Origin of the sequence: Desulfohalovibrio reitneri (assembly GCF_000711295.1) — a bacterium.
Classification (GTDB): domain Bacteria; phylum Desulfobacterota; class Desulfovibrionia; order Desulfovibrionales; family Desulfovibrionaceae; genus Desulfohalovibrio; species Desulfohalovibrio reitneri.
Genome location: NZ_JOMJ01000003.1, coordinates 1,968,517 through 1,984,734, shown reverse-complemented (window position 1 = coordinate 1,984,734; position 16,218 = coordinate 1,968,517). Strand labels below are relative to the sequence as shown.

18 protein-coding genes are annotated in these 16,218 nt (G+C 65.1%); 13 read left to right on the top strand and 5 right to left on the bottom strand.

Annotated features, from left to right (window positions below):
* Positions 1-209: 209 nt before the first annotated feature.
* The 12 genes from N911_RS0109920 to N911_RS18465 all read left to right on the top strand — a co-directional run bounded on the left by N911_RS0109920 (position 210) and on the right by N911_RS18465 (position 11,471).
* Positions 210-1,385, top strand: a complete 1,176-nt coding sequence (locus N911_RS0109920) for an ABC transporter substrate-binding protein (RefSeq protein WP_029896705.1) — start codon at positions 210-212, stop codon at positions 1,383-1,385.
* Between the two features lie 82 nt (positions 1,386-1,467).
* On the top strand, positions 1,468-2,394 hold the full coding sequence (locus N911_RS0109915; RefSeq protein WP_029896703.1) for a branched-chain amino acid ABC transporter permease: 927 nt from the start codon (positions 1,468-1,470) through the stop codon (positions 2,392-2,394).
* Positions 2,395-2,398: 4 nt separating this feature from the next.
* Positions 2,399-3,412: a branched-chain amino acid ABC transporter permease gene (locus tag N911_RS0109910; protein WP_029896700.1), complete on the top strand. Its 1,014-nt coding sequence runs from the start codon at positions 2,399-2,401 to the stop codon at positions 3,410-3,412.
* Between the two features lie 9 nt (positions 3,413-3,421).
* Positions 3,422-4,189 (top strand): ABC transporter ATP-binding protein, encoded by a 768-nt coding sequence (locus N911_RS0109905; RefSeq protein WP_029896698.1) that lies wholly within the window; start codon positions 3,422-3,424, stop codon positions 4,187-4,189.
* A 6-nt stretch (positions 4,190-4,195) separates the two neighbouring features.
* Positions 4,196-4,924, top strand: coding sequence for an ABC transporter ATP-binding protein (locus N911_RS0109900; RefSeq protein ID WP_029896697.1), 729 nt, complete (start codon positions 4,196-4,198; stop codon positions 4,922-4,924).
* Between the two features lie 58 nt (positions 4,925-4,982).
* A complete protein-coding gene (thrB, locus tag N911_RS0109895; protein ID WP_029896695.1) occupies positions 4,983-5,531 on the top strand; it encodes a homoserine kinase in 549 nt (182 codons plus the stop codon).
* Positions 5,528-6,133 carry a hypothetical protein gene (locus tag N911_RS0109890; RefSeq protein WP_029896693.1) on the top strand — a complete coding sequence of 202 codons (606 nt, stop codon included), beginning with the start codon at positions 5,528-5,530 and terminating at the stop codon, positions 6,131-6,133. The genes thrB and N911_RS0109890 overlap by 4 nt, the downstream gene beginning before the upstream one ends.
* A 256-nt stretch (positions 6,134-6,389) precedes the next feature.
* Positions 6,390-8,171 (top strand): N-acetylglutaminylglutamine amidotransferase, encoded by a 1,782-nt coding sequence (locus tag N911_RS0109885; RefSeq protein ID WP_029896691.1) that lies wholly within the window; start codon positions 6,390-6,392, stop codon positions 8,169-8,171.
* Between the two features lie 13 nt (positions 8,172-8,184).
* Entirely contained in the window at positions 8,185-9,963 is a 1,779-nt protein-coding gene (ngg, locus tag N911_RS0109880) for an N-acetylglutaminylglutamine synthetase (protein WP_029896689.1), read from the top strand.
* Positions 9,960-10,142 (top strand): Nif11-like leader peptide family natural product precursor, encoded by a 183-nt coding sequence (locus N911_RS0109875; RefSeq protein WP_029896688.1) that lies wholly within the window; start codon positions 9,960-9,962, stop codon positions 10,140-10,142. The genes ngg and N911_RS0109875 overlap by 4 nt, the downstream gene beginning before the upstream one ends.
* Positions 10,135-11,298, top strand: coding sequence for an osmoprotectant NAGGN system M42 family peptidase (locus N911_RS0109870; protein ID WP_051694159.1), 1,164 nt, complete (start codon positions 10,135-10,137; stop codon positions 11,296-11,298). The genes N911_RS0109875 and N911_RS0109870 overlap by 8 nt, the downstream gene beginning before the upstream one ends.
* Complete coding sequence (locus tag N911_RS18465) at positions 11,295-11,471, top strand: hypothetical protein (protein ID WP_161781615.1); 177 nt, start codon at positions 11,295-11,297, stop codon at positions 11,469-11,471. The genes N911_RS0109870 and N911_RS18465 overlap by 4 nt, the downstream gene beginning before the upstream one ends.
* 79 nt (positions 11,472-11,550) lie before the next feature.
* On the opposite strand, the gene N911_RS17580 is transcribed toward N911_RS18465, so the two are convergent.
* The 3 genes from N911_RS17580 to N911_RS0109855 are packed head-to-tail and all read right to left on the bottom strand — an operon-like array spanning position 11,551 to position 12,595.
* On the bottom strand, positions 11,551-12,051 hold the full coding sequence (locus N911_RS17580; protein WP_051694158.1) for an integrase core domain-containing protein: 501 nt from the start codon (positions 12,049-12,051) through the stop codon (positions 11,551-11,553).
* Entirely contained in the window at positions 12,048-12,326 is a 279-nt protein-coding gene (locus tag N911_RS18025) for an IS3 family transposase (protein ID WP_081859148.1), read from the bottom strand. The genes N911_RS17580 and N911_RS18025 overlap by 4 nt, the downstream gene beginning before the upstream one ends.
* Entirely contained in the window at positions 12,323-12,595 is a 273-nt protein-coding gene (locus N911_RS0109855) for a transposase (protein WP_029895528.1), read from the bottom strand. The genes N911_RS18025 and N911_RS0109855 overlap by 4 nt, the downstream gene beginning before the upstream one ends.
* A gap of 476 nt (positions 12,596-13,071) precedes the next feature.
* Here N911_RS0109855 and N911_RS17575 point away from each other — a divergent pair, with 476 nt between their 5' ends.
* Positions 13,072-14,400 carry a S1C family serine protease gene (locus tag N911_RS17575; RefSeq protein ID WP_029896684.1) on the top strand — a complete coding sequence of 443 codons (1,329 nt, stop codon included), beginning with the start codon at positions 13,072-13,074 and terminating at the stop codon, positions 14,398-14,400.
* Between the two features lie 429 nt (positions 14,401-14,829).
* Here N911_RS17575 and N911_RS0109845 read toward each other — a convergent pair whose 3' ends face one another.
* Both N911_RS0109845 and N911_RS0109840 read right to left on the bottom strand, forming a co-directional pair.
* On the bottom strand, positions 14,830-15,684 hold the full coding sequence (locus tag N911_RS0109845; protein ID WP_029896682.1) for a zinc metalloprotease HtpX: 855 nt from the start codon (positions 15,682-15,684) through the stop codon (positions 14,830-14,832).
* 42 nt (positions 15,685-15,726) lie between these two features.
* Entirely contained in the window at positions 15,727-16,164 is a 438-nt protein-coding gene (locus N911_RS0109840) for an Hsp20/alpha crystallin family protein (protein WP_029896680.1), read from the bottom strand.
* Positions 16,165-16,218: the final 54 nt, after the last annotated feature.

Sequence of the window (16,218 nt, the reverse complement as noted above, 5' to 3'; positions counted from 1 at the left end):
ACCTTGATCGTACAGTACATGATTTTCCAACCGACGACACGTAATCTGATTACGGCTTACCCCGCAACCCCCTCTTTCCATTTTTAGAAAAACATCACGTTGTTCCCGCGTGCGGCGGATTTTGACTTGAATAAACGATGCCGCATCGGGTATGTCTGCACGTCATGTTCGGGGTACAGCCTCATTCACCCGCGCCAAGGAGCACCCAGATGCGCAAACATGTCATTCTGCTCGCGGCTCTCGCCCTGTCCGCCCTGCTGGCTTTCGGCTGCGGCGGCGGAGACGGCGACGAGAAGGTCGTCAAGATCGGTTTCAACATCCCCCTCACCGGCGACATCCCCAAGGTGGGCGAATCCTCCAAGAACGCCGCCGAGATGCTGAAAAAACGCATCAACGACGCAGGCGGGCTGCGGGTGGGCGAGGAGATGCTGCCCCTGGAGTTCGTCTACGAGGACAACGAGTCCAAGGCCGAGTCCGCCGTGTCCGCGGCCCTGAAGCTCATCGAGCAGGACCGCGTGCTGGGCCTCATCGGACCCCAGAGCTCCAAGCAGGCCATCCCCGCGGGCGAGGTGGCCGACGCCAACATGACCCCCATGATCTCTCCCTGGTCCACCAACCCCACCACCACCAAGAACCGCCCCTACGTCTTCCGGGCCTGCTTCCTGGACCCCTTCCAGGGTCCGGTGGCCGCCAAGTTCGCCACCGAGGAGTTCGGGGCCGACAAGGCCGCCGTGCTCTACGACATCGCCTCCGACTACCCCAAGGGGCTGGCCGAGTTCTTCACCAAGGCCTTCGAGGAAATCCACGGCAAAGGCTCCGTGGTGGCCTCCGAGACCTTCACCACCAAGGACCAGGACTTCAGCGCCCAGCTGACCAACATCGTCAATTCCGACGCCGACGTGCTCTTCCTGCCCCAGTACTATTCCGAGGTGGCCCTCATCGCCAAGCAGGCGCACGACCTGGGCTGGGACAAGCCCATCCTGGGCTCCGACTCCTGGGGCTCGGCCGAGCTGATGAACCTTTGCGGCGACGACTGCAAGGGCCAGTTCTTCACCACCCACTACGCCGCCGCCGGAGCCACCGGCAAGACCAAGGAGTTCATCGAGGACTACGAGGCCGCCTACGGCGAAACCCCTGACGACGTGGCCGCCCTGACCTGGGACGCCATCCACATCATGCTCGACGCCGTCCAGCGCGCCGGCCTCAACGGCGAGCTTGAGCAGCGGCGCGAGGAAGTCATGACCGCCCTGGGCGGCATGGCCTCCTTCGAGGGCATCACCGGCACCATGTCCTTCAACGAGGACGGCGACCCCGTGAAGTGCGCCGTGGTGGTCAAGATCAACGACCAGGGCGAGTTCACCTTCTACAAGTCGGTCTGCCCCTAGCGGCCCGGCCAATTGACTTCCCCCCGGGGGGCGGGTACTCCGCTCCCCGGGCCCTTTTCCTGCGAGAAGGCGGAGCCGCGTGATCGAGACGATCCTTCAGAACATCCTCAACGCCCTGCAGTGGGGGAGCTTCTACTCCCTCATCGCCCTCGGCTACTGCCTGGTCTACGGCGTCCTGCTGCTGATCAACTTCGCCCACGGCGACGTCTTCATGGTCGGGGCGTACATCGCCTTTTTCGTGGCCACCTTCTTCCTGGGGCACTACGCCTTCGCCCTGCCCTTCGACCTGCCGGGCTGGGCCATCCTTGCGCTCAGCGTGCCCCTGGTCATGATCCTTACGGCGGCAGTGGGCGTAACCCTGGAACGGGTGGCCTACCGGCCATTGCGCCGCAAGGGCGCGCACCGCCTCTACGTGGTCATCACCGCGCTCATGTGCGGCCTCATCCTGTCGAATGGCAACCTGGCCCTGCTGGGTGCCTCGCGCCGCAACTTCCCCGAACTCATCGACAAGGTCATCTTCGACTTCGGCTGGATACGCTTCACCAACCTCAAGGTGATCGTCATCCTCACCGCGGTCCTCGTCTTCATCGGCCTGCGCCTCATCGTCACCCGCACCAAGATCGGCATGGCCATGCGGGCCATCTCCTGGGACAAGTTCGCCATCCCCCTCATGGGCATCCCGGTGGACACGGTCATCGTCTTCACCTTCATCCTGGGCAGTTCCGTGGCCGGGCTGGGCGGACTGCTCTTCGCCATGTCCTACCCCATCCTCGACCCCTACATGGGCGCCATGGTGGGCTGGAAGGCCTTCATCGCGGCCGTGGTCGGGGGCATCGGCTCCATCCGGGGGGCGTTCGCGGGCGGCTTTCTGCTGGGCTTCGTGGAAATCATGGTGGTGGCCGTATTCCCGTCCACCTTCCGCGACCTCATCAGCTTCACCATCCTGCTGATCATCATGACCTACAAGCCCACCGGCCTCTTCGGCATGGCCCGGACCACCAAGATCTGACATGATGCGCCGCCTCACCGTACCCCTCATCCTGGCCGCGGTCCTCGGCCTGCTCGTCACCCTGGCCCAGGGGGGAGGACTGGACCTCTACACCCAGTCGGTGCTCATGTTCATGGGCATCAACGTCATCATGTCCGCCTCCCTCAACCTCATCAACGGCCACATGGGCGAATTCGCCTGCGGGCACGCCGCCTTCATGGCCGTGGGGGCCTACGTCTCCTCCCTCATCACCGTGGCCCTCTTCGCCCAGGACACGGTCTTCGGCGCGCCGCTGCTGCCCGAGTCCCTGTCCGTGGCCTTCTTCCCCCTGGCGCTCCTGGCCGGAGCGGCCGTGGCCTCGCTTTTCGGCCTGCTGGTGGCCATCCCCTCCTTCAAGACGCGCGGCGACTACTTGGCCATCGTCACCATCGCGGCCAACTACATCGTCAAGAGCGCCATCGAGAACATCGACGCCATCGGCGGAGCCAGAGGGTTCATGGGCATGCGCCGCGTGACCACGGCCATGGAGTCCACGGCCGAGCTGCCCTGGATGCTCATCTGGTGCTTCGTCACCGCGGTCTTCTGCGTGTGGGTCATCCGCCGCTACGTCACCTCCACCTACGGCAAGGGCGTCATGGCCATCTGCCAGGACGAGGTGGCCGCGGAAATCATGAGCGTCAACACCAACCGCATCAAGCTGGTGACCTTCATGCTCTCCTCCGGCCTGGCCGGGCTGGCGGGCGGGCTGTTCGCCCACGTGGTGGGCTACGTGAACCCCGGTTCCTTCACCATCCTCAAGTCCACCGAGGCCATGGTCATGGTCTACATGGGCGGCATGGGCTCCATCTCCGGCTCGGTCATCTCCGCCGTGGCCTTCACCCTGCTGCTGGAAGCCCTGCGCCCCCTGCAGATCCTCAAGTGGGTCATCATTCCGCTGATCCTCATCCTGCTGATGATGTTCCGGCCCGAGGGCATCATGGGCAATAAGGAACTGTCGGACGTCTTCCCCAGGCTGAAAAAATACTTCAAGTTCAAATAGGTAGTCCGGATGTCCCTGGTTGAAGCCAATAACCTGACCATGCGCTTCGGCGGCCTCACCGCCGTCAGCGACTTCTCCCTGCGGCTCAAGGGCGGCGAGCTCATCGGACTCATCGGTCCCAACGGCGCGGGTAAGACCACCGTCTTCAACATGGTCTCCGGCTTCTACGCCCCCAGCGAGGGAGAAATCGTCCTCGACGGCAAGTCCATCTCCGGCAAGAAGCCGCATCAGGTCACGGCCATGGGCGTGGCCCGCACCTTCCAGAACATCCGCCTCTGGCACGACATGTCCGTGCTGGACAACATCCGCGTCTCCCAGCACTACCGCATGGGCTACACCCTGGCCGACTGCCTGCTGCGCACCCGCCGCCACGCCCGGCGCGAGGCGGAGATAGACTCCACCGCGCACGAGTTGCTCCAGGCCCTGGAGCTGGACCGCTACGCGGCCGAACTGCCCAAGAACCTGCCCTACGGCCTGCAACGCAAGGTGGAAATCGCCCGCGCCCTGTCCACCAAGCCCAAGCTGCTGCTGCTGGACGAGCCAGCCGCCGGGCTGAACTCCGCGGACGTGGAGGGGCTCATCAAGCTCATCCGCTGGATTCACGAAAAGTTCGACATCACCATCTGGATGATCGAGCACCAGATGACCGTGGTCATGAACCTCTGCCAGTGGATCCAGGTCATCGACTTCGGCCGCACCATCGCCCAGGGCACCCCCGAGCAAATCCAGTCCGACCCGGCGGTCATCAAGGCCTACCTGGGCGACGACACACTCTAGAGCGCCATGTACCTGCAAGTCAGCGATCTCTATGTCAAATACGGCAACATCGAGGCCCTGCACGGCGTCTCCTTCCACGTGGAACGGGGGGAGATCGTCACCCTCATCGGGGCCAACGGCGCGGGCAAGACCACCACCCTGCATTCCATCATGCGCCTGCCGCCGCCCGAGGCGCCCAAGGTCACCGGCGGCGACATCCTCTTCAAGGGCGAGTCCATCCTCAAGACCCCGCCCCACGTGGTGGTGGACAAACTGGGCATGGCCCTGGTCCCGGAGGGCCGCCACATCTTCGGCAACCTCACGGTGGAGGAGAACCTGGTCCTGGCCACCTACGCCCGCAAGGACGACGCCTCGGCCGTGGAAAAGGACTACGAGCGGGTCTACGCCCTCTTCCCCCGGCTGGCCGAACGCAAACGCCAGCGCTCGGAGCAGCTCTCCGGCGGCGAACAGCAGATGCTGGCCGTGGGCCGCGCCCTCATGACCCGCTGCGAGTTCCTCATGCTGGACGAGCCCTCCATGGGCCTGGCCCCCCTGCTCATGTACGACATGTTCCGGGCCCTGAAGCAGCTCAACGAGGAAGGCATGACCATCCTGCTCATCGAGCAGAACGCCAACCTGGCGCTGAAGTTCGCCCACCGGGGCTACGTGCTGGACACCGGCGAGATCGTGGCGGGCGGCCCCTGCGACGAACTCATGCGCGACCCCGAAGTCAAGAAAGCCTACCTGGGCGGCTGATTCCGCCCCCGGCACCGGGAGAGTTGACAGACCTCCCGCCACGCCCCATCCTCCAGCCATGCCCGCCGCCGAACACGCCATACCGGACGAGACCTGCGTCATCCTCATCGGCATCGCCGGGGCGGGCAAGTCCACCCTGGCCCCCCTGCTGGCGCACAAGCTGGGATGGGAGCACATGGACACCGACCGGCTCCTTGAAGCCACCCACGGCCGCCCCCTGCAGGACATCATGGACTCCTGCGGCCGGGAGACCTTTCTCCACCTGGAGGAGGAAGTGGTGGCCAACCTCGGGGTCAAGCGGCTGGTGGTCTCCACCGGCGGCAGCGTGGTCTACTCCAGGGCGGCCATGGACCGCCTTCGGCTGCTGGGCACCGTGGTCTTCCTGGACATCTCCCTGGAAACCTTTCTCAAGCGCGTCGGCCCCGCCGAGGGGCGCGCCTTCGTCTGCCCCGACGGCTACTGCCTGGAGGACGTCTACGAGGAACGCCGCCCCCTGTACCTGGCGGCGGCAGACGTGACCGTGCGCACCGACACCGAAACCCCGGAAACCTGCGCCAACCAAATCCTGCGGGCCGTGACCCGCCACCTGGAGGAATCCCAAGCGTGAAACGGCTCGGACGAAAGGCGGCCTTCCGCAAGCTGGCCGCCCTCTACAACGACATGCAGACCGAATACGACAAGGTGGCCCAGGCCATGGGACATACCTGCAAAGGCTGCACGGACAACTGCTGCGTCTCCCACTTCCAGCACCACACCTACCTGGAATGGGCCTACTTCTGGGAAGGCATGGACTCCCTGGACCAGGAAACCCGCCAAGCCGTCATCGACCGCGCCAAGGACAACCTGGAGCAGGTCCGCGCCTCCATGGCCGTGGGCCAAACACCCAAGGCCATGTGCCCGGTCAACGTGGACGGCCTCTGCATCCTCTACCAGCACCGCCTCATGATCTGCCGCCTGCACGGAATCCCCAACACCCTCACCAGCCCGCGCACGAAAACAGTCTCCCGCTTCCCCGGCTGCCACCTCTCCCAGCGGATTGCCGAGCAAATGCGGGAACACGGCGTTACGCCCCCAGCCCTGGACCGAACCCCCCTTTACCGCCGCCTGGTGGAACTGGAACAATCCTTCCTCGGCTCCCGCTTCAACCAACTCCCCAAGGTGGACCTCACCCTGTCCCAGATGATCGTCCAGGGACCGCCGCAGCTGTAAGAAGCGGAAGAAGGGAAGAGGAAGATTTCGCCCAGCCGGTCGACCAGGGCCTGCGCGGCACTGGTCGCCGAAGGCGGAACCTTCTCCCCCTCTTCCCTGCCTCCTTCTACCCTTCGGGTACGTTTTCCTACCCGATATGTCCTCGATGCGTTCCCCTTTTCTTCTTCCTTGGCTGGTGTAGAAGGAAAGAGTGGCGGGGCTTTTTGTTTCCGCGCCCCTCTTCCCTTTTTTGGTTCAGACAAGGAGATTTCCAAGTATGTGCGGTATTTGTGGTGAAATCCGTTTGGATTCCGAGGAAGCCGACGTTTCGGCGGTGGCGGCCATGGCGCGGTGCATGTCGCCGCGCGGCCCGGACGGCCGGGGGCTGCGCGCCCAGGGTGCGGCGGCTTTCGGCCACCGGCGGCTGAAGATCATCGATTTGTCGGAAAAGGCGGCCCAGCCCATGGTGGACCCGGAGCTTGGGCTGTCCATCGTGTTCAACGGATGCATCTACAATTACAAGGAACTGCGGGAAGAGCTGCAAGGCAAGGGGTACCGCTTTTTTTCCTCGGGCGATACCGAGGTGCTGATCAAGGCGTATCACGCCTGGGGCGACGGCTTTGTTGAGCGGCTGCAGGGCATGTTCGCCCTGGCCGTCTGGGAGCGTGACTCGGGCCGCGTGCTGCTGGCGCGCGACCGGCTGGGCATCAAGCCGCTGTATTTCTCCAGGGTGGACGGGGCCTTCCGCTTCGCTTCCACCCTGCCCGCCCTGCTGGCTTCCGGCGGGGTGGACGACTCCATCGACCCCGAGGCCCTGCACCACTACCTGACCTTCCACGCGGTGGTGCCGGCCCCGCTGACCATCCTGCGGGGCGTGCGCAAGCTGGAGCCGGGCCACACCATGGTGGTGGAGGAAGGCCGCGTGGGCGAGCCCAAGCGCTGGTGGGACGCGGACTTTGGCCCGACCAAGCAAGAGGACCAGCAGCGCTCCGAGGAGGAGTGGCAGGAGCTGGTGCTGGAGGCCATGCGGCTTTCCGTGGAGCGGCGGCTAACCGCGGACGTGCCCGTGGGCGTGCTGCTCTCCGGCGGCCTGGATTCCTCCCTGGTGGTGGGGCTGTTGGCCAAGGCGGGCCAGCGCGGCCTGGAGACCTTCTCCATCGGCTTCGAGACCGTGGGCGACGAGGAGGGGGACGAGTTCAAGTATTCCGACGTGGTGGCGCGGGAGTTCGGCACCCGCCACCACAAGTTGCGCATCAGCCCCGAGGAGACCCTGAAGGCGCTGCCCGGCTGCGTGGCGGCCATGAGCGAACCCATGGTCAGCCACGACAACGTGGGCTTCTACCTGCTGTCCCGCGAGGTCTCCCGCCACGTGAAGGTGGTGCAGAGCGGCCAGGGCGCGGACGAGGTTTTCGGCGGCTACCACTGGTATCCCCCGCTGCTGGACAGCGCCGACCCGGTGGCCGACTACTCCAAGGTGTTCTTCGACCGAGACCGGGAGGAGTACCTGCGGGCGGTGCGGCCGGAGCATCTGTCCCCGGGCGACGCGCCCACGGAGTTCGTGCGCCGCGCCTTCGAGACGGGCGGCAGCCAGCGGGCCATCGACAAGGCCTTGAAGCTGGACACCACGGTCATGCTCACTGACGACCCGGTGAAGCGGGTGGACAACATGACCATGGCCTGGGGGCTTGAGGCGCGGGTGCCCTTCCTGGACCACGAGCTTGTGGAGATGGCCGGGCGCATCCCAGCGGAGCTGAAGGTCAAGTCCGGGGGCAAGCACGTGCTCAAGGAGGCCGCCCGCCGGGTCATTCCGGCGGAGGTCATCGACCGGCCCAAGGGGTATTTCCCGGTGCCCGCCCTGAAGTACCTGCGCGGGCCCTTCCTGGAGAGCGTGCGCGACGTGCTGCACGCCCCGGAGGCCAAGCGGCGCGGTCTGTTCCACGACGACTACGTGCGGGAGCTTCTGGACGCGCCGGAGGAGCACATCACCCCGTTGCGCGGCTCCAAGCTGTGGCAGCTCGGTTTGCTGGAAATGTGGCTGCAAGCCCAGGGCGTGAAGTAAGGAGGACGGAACGATGGCCGCCAACATCAGGCACAGACTGGAACGGTCCAGCGTCCCCACGGTGCGCTCCTGGCGCGAGATGGACCCGGAGAGCGCGCGGCGCATCAAGCGCGACGCGGTCACGGACTGCGGCTGGGGCAGGCTGCTGTGGGGGCACACCTTCGAGGACGCCGGGAGCCTGGCCGAGGAGCTGCTGAACGAGGAGGAGGGACGACGGGACATCGCCTTCTACCTGCGTGACCCCCACGTGGTGCTCTCCCTGGCCCCGGACCGGCTCTTCCTGGACCCCTCCCACACCTACCGGCTGTGGTTCAGCCAGTACCAGCAGCCCAAGCGCAGGCACGGAGGCTTCGTCATCCGCCGGGTGGCCACCATGGAGGACGCCGAGGCCATGAACCGCATCTACGCCTCGCGCGGCATGGTGCAGCCGGACGAGGAGTTCGTTCACGGCAAGCGCCACTCCCGGGCCCTGCACTATTTCGTGGCCGAGGACGTTTCCACCGGGGAGGTCATCGGTACCATCACCGGCGTGGACCACACCGAGGCCTTCCGCGACCCGGAAAACGGCTCCAGCTTCTGGTGCCTGGGCGTGGACACCCAGGCCCAGGCTCCCGGCGTGGGCGAGGCCCTGGTGCGCCACGCCATCGAATACTTCCAGGCGCGCGGCCGCGACTACATGGATCTTTCCGTGATGCACGACAACGTCCAGGCCATCGGGCTGTATGAGAAGCTGGGCTTCAAGCGGGTGCCGGTTTTCGCGGTGAAGGTGCGCAATCCCATCAACGAGCCGCTTTTCACTCCGCCCGAGGGCAAGCACTTCCTCAACCCCTACGCCGACCTGGTGGTCAAGGAAGCCAGGCGGCGCGGCGTGGGCGTGCGCATTCTGGACGAGGAAAAGGGGCTGGTGGAGCTGACCCACGGCGGCCGCTCCATCGTCTGCTGGGAGTCGCTGTCCGAACTGACCTCGGCCATCGCCTTCGTGCGCTGCGACGACAAAGCCCTGACCCGCCGCACCCTGGCGGCCGCCGGCATCCGCGTGCCTGAGCAGACCAAGGCGGGCACGCCCGAGGAAAACACCGCCTTCCTGAACGAGCACGGCCGGGTGGTGGTCAAGCCGCGCCAGGGCGAGCAGGGCGCGGGCATCACCGTGGACGTGCGCGACCCGGACTCCCTGGAGGCGGCCGTGGCCGAGGCGCGCAAGGTCTCAGGCGACGTGCTGCTGGAACGGTTCGAGGAGGGCGACGACCTGCGCCTCATCGTCATCGGCCACAAGCTCATCGCCGCGGCCGTACGCAAGCCCGCCCGTATTCTGGGTACGGGCCGGCACACCGCCCGCCAGCTCATCGAAAAGCAGAGCCGCCGCAGGGGCGCGGCCACCGGCGGGGAGTCCTCCATCCCCATGGACGCCGAGACCGAACGCTGCCTGCGCGAGGCGGGCTACGGCTGGAACGACGTGGTGGAACAGGACGAGGAAATCGAGGTGCGCAAGACCGCCAACCTGCACACCGGCGGCACCATCCACGACGTCACCCCCCAGCTGCATCCGGAGCTGGCCCGCGCCGCGGAGGAGGCCTCACGCGTGCTGGACATCCCGGTGGTGGGCTTCGACTTCATGGTGCCGGAAGTTGAGGGGCCGGACTACGTGGTCATCGAGGCCAACGAGCGGCCCGGCCTGGCCAACCACGAGCCCCAGCCCACGGCCGAGGCCTACCTGGACCTGCTCTTTCCCCAGACAGCCGTCCGGGGCCGGCCGCTGGCCGGGGAGTACGGCCAGGGCGAGGAGGAGACATGAGCACGGAACAGCTTCGCCGATTCCTGGAATGGCTGGCCGCGGACGAGGAGGCGTTGCGCGCGGTCAAGGCCATGAGCGACCCGCTGCAGGTCATTGCCTTCGCCAAATCCAATGGCTATGACTTCGACATGGAAGAATTGGCCACGTACATGGACCGGCGCGGAGCGGCCAATGAGTGATCCGCAGAGCGGGGTCGCGGGCATCAGCCTCCAGCGGCCGGAGATCGACATGGACTACTGCCTGGACCTGCTGCTGCGGCTGGTCCAGATACCCAGCCCCACGGGCTACACGGACAATATCGTCCGCTTCCTGTGCGACGAGTTGCGGCAGCTGTCCATCCCCTTCGAGCTGACCCGGCGCGGGGCCATCCGCGCCGACCTCGCCGGACGCATGAGCAGCCCGGACCGGGCCGTGGTGGCCCACCTGGACACCATCGGCGGCATGGTCACGGAACTCAAGGACAACGGCCGCCTGAAACTGGCGCCCGTGGGCGCCTGGTCCTCACGCTTCGCCGAGGGGGCCCGCGTCACCGTGTTCTGCGAAAAACGCCCCCTGCGCGGCACCGTGCTGCCCAACAAGGCTTCCGGCCACACCTACCACCACCAGATCGACACCCAGCCCGTGGACTGGGACAACGTGGAGGTGCGGCTGGACGAGTACGTCACCTGCCGCGAGGACCTGGAATGGATGGAAATCCACGTGGGCGACTTCGTGGCCTTCGACGCCGCCCCGGAAGTCACCCCCACCGGCTTCATCAACTCCCGCCACCTGGACGACAAGGCCGGGGTGGCCATCCTCATGGCCGCGGCCAAGCACGCCGTTGAAAGCGGCGCGGAACTGCCCGTGGACTGCCACCTGCTGTTCACCCTCACCGAGGAGGTGGGCTCGGGCGCGTCCAGCGTGCTGCACGGCGACGTGGCCGAGTTGGTCTCCATCGACAACGCGCCCTCCGGACGCGACCAGAACTCCAAGGAATTCGGCGTCACCCTGGCCATGATGGATTCCTCCGGACCCTTCGACTACCACCTGACCCACAAGCTGCTGGAAATCTGCCACCAGGCCGGAATCCCCCACCAGCGCGACGTCTTCAAATACTACCGCTGCGACGCCGCCGCGGCCATCGAAGCGGGCAACGACCTGCGCACCGCCCTGGCCTGCTTCGGCGTGGACGCCTCCCACGGCTACGAACGCACCCACACCGACTCCCTGCAGTCCGTGGCCGAACTGGTGGCGCTGTACATGCAAAGCGAGCCCGTGGCCATCCGCGACCGCCACGTCATGGGTCCGCTCGCCGGATTCACCAACCAACCCGGACCAGCCACGGAGGAGCCATGAGCACCTGGATGCCCTACGCCCTGGCAGCCCTGGCCCTGGTCGCCATACTCCTCATCCTCAAGCGGCTCACTCTCCCCCGACGCCCCAAACCCACCAACCTCGGCGACCGCTTCGACGAATACAAAACCCACGAACTGCGCCAACGAAGCCAGTACCACGACATTGTGAAATAGGAAGTTGGGGAGGAAGGGAACCTTTTTTTCTGGCGACAAAAAAGGATACCCTTATCCTGCCCCCTGTACTGCCCCCGGTTTAGCAAGCCTTTTGTAAGAGAGTCCGCGAGTTGATCAGTTCCTGCTCGGTTGTCACCGGGGTTTTATACCCCAGCGCCGAGTGCAGGTAGCCTTGGTTGTATTCTTCGATCCAGGAGCCCAAGGCTTGGTAAAAGGCCGTCGGGCTACGCCATTCATTGATCCAGACCAGCTCTTCCTTCATGGTGCGCATGAAGCGCTCTGTGTCGGCGTTGCCTTTGGGGTTGTTGTAGCTGGTGAAGGCGAGTTTGATGTCCATGACGCGGCAAGCCTTCATAAAGCTCGTCGAGGTCGGTTGGCAGCCGTTGTCGGCCATGAGATGAAGACCGCCGCCGCGCACGCCTTCGGGGAACTGCCTGCCGACAGCCGCGTTGAGCGCCGAGAGCCAATGCCATGCCTTGGCTTGATCGCCGGCGTAGTGGCCGACGACCTTCTTGGTGCGCCAGTCAAGCACAATGACCACGTACAGCCAGCCGTAGCCGTCAATCTTGATTTTGGTCATGTCGATACCCCACCACTCGTTGGGTCGCGAGGGCCGGGGCTTGACGCCGGTCGGCTTGCGTTTGGCCTTGAGTCGCAGGTTGGCTTCACCGTGAGGTCATGCTCGCTCATGAGCCGGTAGACGCGGTTTTGGCCGACGACAACGCCGTCCACGAAGCGCAGGAACGCCCAGACCCGACGGTATCCCCAGAACGGATGGTCGGCCTTGATGCCGCGAATGCGGGCCAGGAGGTCGGCGTTGCGCTCGGCGACCTTTGCATATGGTCCGCGCTTCATCCGAACGGCCCGCTTTTTTTTAGCTCAATGGTCAACTCACCGATCAGGCTTTTGAGCTTCATGTTTTCGCGCTCAAGTCTGGCCGTACGCTGTGCGCCGTGCTCTTGCTCGAACGCTCTGTGCGCCTGGGCAAGGAATTGATCGCGCCACTTGTAATACTGGTTCTGCGAGATGGCGTACTCGGCGCACACTTCGCCCACGGGTCGTCCTCGAAGGCCTTCGAGGACGACCCGAGTCTTCTGCTCCGGGGTCCACTTCCGTCGCTTCATGGCAAACCTCCTGCCTGTTGAGAAGCCACGGACTTCCACTTAGATCAAGGCTGTTTCAAACTGGGGGCAGGATACCCCAAGCCCCCTCCATCCCTCCAAAAAACTCGCTTGGGTCTCGCTTCGCTCGGGGGCGTGATGCGAGGAACGAGGCAGGCGGGTGATTGCCGCCCAACTCCGCGTCCAACGCGTCTGGAGCCATACGGCCAGGGCGGGGTTTTACCGGTTGGGATAGTCCAACAATCGAGGGTACGCCGGAGTGCTCCCTCGCCTTTCACCTGACGCGCACCATCCCGCGAACACACATGCAAAGTTACTTTGCCGCAGGGTCCAGGGGGCGCGCAGCCCCCTGGTCGCCCGCAGGGCGAAATCTTCCCCCCTTCCCTCTCCCCCAGCCAGCCGGAAGAACTATATATACTTGCTTTTTTACAGGCCGGAGAGTATCTGTTCGCAGTCCTGAAACCGGAGGATTGCGGATCATGCGGCGTGTTTTGCTTGTATTGGCGGTGGTGGCGATGTTGTTCGCCACGGGGTGCGGCACCAAGAAGGTTCCCATCGCCCCGGACGTGGACAACCCCGAGATCGAGAAGGGCGATTACCGGGAGATGCCGCGCATCGGCATGGACAGGGCCATCATCACGGTCAAGCGGGCCACCAGGATCGGCGCGCTGTATTCCGGCTACACGTCCGACGGCAAGATATGCAACTATACCTATGACGGCGCCCTGATGTGGTCCAGTGGGCGCGGCCACCTCTCCGGCCAGGACGATGAACTGGCGATGCTTTTCTACGAGACCATGAAGCGGGAGGGGTACAACGTGGTCGGCGACCCTTCCGTGGTGTTCGACCGGGGCGACGAGCTGGGCAGCGCCCGGTATCGCCTGGCGGCCAATGTCGACGACATCCAGGCCAACATCTGCAACGAGCACGGCATCTGGGCCGGCTTTCCCCTGGGCACGACCCGCGGGGAGATGCGCCTGGGGGTGGAATGGTCCGTGTATGACGCCAGGCAGCGGCGGACGGTGATGCAAACCGACACCATCGGGTACAGCAACAGCACCGAGGGGCGCAGCGACGGCTTCTACCTGCTCTTCACCGAGGCTTTCGAGGACGCCACGGTGGACCTGGCCAACGACGAGTCCTTCCATGAACTCGCCGGCGAACCGCCCAGGCGAGTGGAAACGCCGGACACTATCTCCGTCTGCCTGGACGGCCGCGCCAAGGGAAATTTCGCCGAAAACAACGGCAAGTACCTTTCCTCGGTGGTCACGGTCCTCGCCAACAACTCGCACGGTTCGGGTTTCGTGATCAGCGGCAGCGGCTACGTGCTGACCAATAGCCATGTGGTGGGGGAGCTCGAGGAAGTCACCCTGCGCTTCCAGCAGGGCTACGAGCTGCCCGGCAAGGTCATCCGCAACAACCCGGTGCGCGACGTGGCCCTCATCAAGTGCCAGGCCAAGCTCCCAGCCTTGCCGATTGCGGACGGGTTCCCGAAACCGGCGCAGGACGTATTCGCCGTGGGCAGCCCCATGAAGCTGGCGTTCGACACCACCGTGACCAAGGGCGTGGTCAGCGCCATACGCAAGGACTCGAGTTCCGGCGGCCACCTCATCCAGGCCGACGTGTCCATCCTGGGCGGCAACAGCGGCGGCCCCCTGTTCAATGCTCACGGCGAGGTGGTGGGCGTGTCCGTGAGCGGGTACCTGGATGGCATGGGCACGTCCACAAGCATCAATTTCTTCATTCCCATCCAGGAAGCCCTGGGCGGCGCGGGAATAACCGACAGCTGCGCCGAACGGAAGGACTGACCGGATATTGGTGGGGGAAGGGAACTTTTTTTTGCAGTCAGAAAAAGGTTCCCTTCCTCCCCCTCCTGAACAATTCGCTTGGCGCTCACTTCGCCCCGGGGCGTGGCGCGGAAAGGAAGGAGCCGGGGATGCCAGCCCAGTTTCCCGTCCAACGCATGTGAAGCGAAACGGCCAAGGTAACGTTCTGCCGGGTCAACGCGCTTCACAACCACCCACACCCCGGGGTGCTCCCCTCCCGTGTTCCCGCCGCGCCCCATCCCGTGAACACGCATGCACAGGGAGCTTGTCCCGAGTCCAGGGCCGAGCAGGCCCTGCCCGCCCGAAGGGCGAAATCTTCTCTCTCCCCTTCTCCCCCACAAACGCGAAAAGCCGCTTCCGGGGCGTCGCCCCGGAAGCGGCTTTATTTTTCCAATCGCCTGCTTACGCCCTCTAGACCTTGCCGGCCATGGAGCGCAGGCGCGCCACGCGGTCCTCAACAGGAGGGTGGGTGGCGAAGAGGTGGGCGGCGCGTCCGGCGGAGAAGGGGGAGATGATAAACATGTTCTCGGTGGCCGGGTTGGCGCCTTTCATGGGTTGGCGCTGGGCGTGGGCGCTGATTTTTTCCAGGGCCGAGGCCAGGTGTTCCGGGTGATGGCAGAGGGCCGCGCCGGTGCGGTCGGCCAAGTATTCGCGCGAGCGGGAGATGGCCATCTGGATGAGCATAGCGGCAAAGGGGGCGATGATGGCCAGGGCCAGGGCGGCGATGGGGTTGCCGCCCTCGTCGTCGTTGCCGCCCATGCCGCCGAAAATGGCGGTGAACTGGGCGATGTTGGCCAGGATCATGATGGCTCCGCCCAGGACGGCGGCGATGGATTGGATGAGGATGTCGCGGTTCTTGATGTGTCCCATCTCGTGGGCGATGACGCCCTTGAGCTCCTCGGGGGAGAGGGTCTGCACGATGCCCTGGGTGACGGCCACCACGGCGTTGGAGGGCGAGCGGCCGGTGGCGAAGGCGTTGGGCTGCTGCTGGGGCACAAGCATGAGTTTGGGCTTGGGGATGCCCGCCTCGCGGGCCAGATCGTCCACCATTTTGTGAATGGCCGGGGCGTCGTGCTCGGCCAGTTCCTTGGCCTTGTACATGCGCAGGACGATCTTGTCCGAATACCAGTAGCTGCCAACGTTCATGGCCACGGCGATGATGAAGGCGATGACCATGCCTCCGGGCCCGCCGATGGCGCGGCCGATGAGGACGATGATGGCGGTGAGCGCTCCGAGGAGCAGTGCGGTCTTCAGTTGGCTGGTCACGGCTGTGTTCCCTTTCTCGGATTGTGATTGTGTGGTTGTCTCTTAGTCGATGCAGTTGACCTGGATGCGGCGGCCGGTATCCCTGGGCCGTTTGGGAATGACCACGGTGAGCAGGCCCTCGCGCAGGTGGGCCCGCATGGTGTCCGGGTCCGCACCGCCTGGCAGCGAGAATTTACGGGCGAAGGCGCCGTAGGACCGTTCCAGCTGATGATAGACGGTCTCCCCGGCGTCCTTTTCGAAGCGTCGTTCGCCGTAGAGCCAGAGAGTGCGGTTCTTGACCTCCAGGCGGATGTCCTCCCGGGCCACGCCGGGGAGTTCCACCTGCAGGGTGATGTTTTCAGCGGTCTCGAATATGTCGGCCTGGGGTTGCCAGACGTGTGCGTCCCGCCGCGCGCGGCGGGGTTCGCGCATCATGTCGTCCATCTGTTCGCCGAGGTCCTCGATGAGGCCCATCCAGGGCGCGCGTGTTGTCTTGGCCATTGTACGCTCCAATGGAATAGGAATGCCTGATCCGGGCTTCCGGCATGAGGCGGG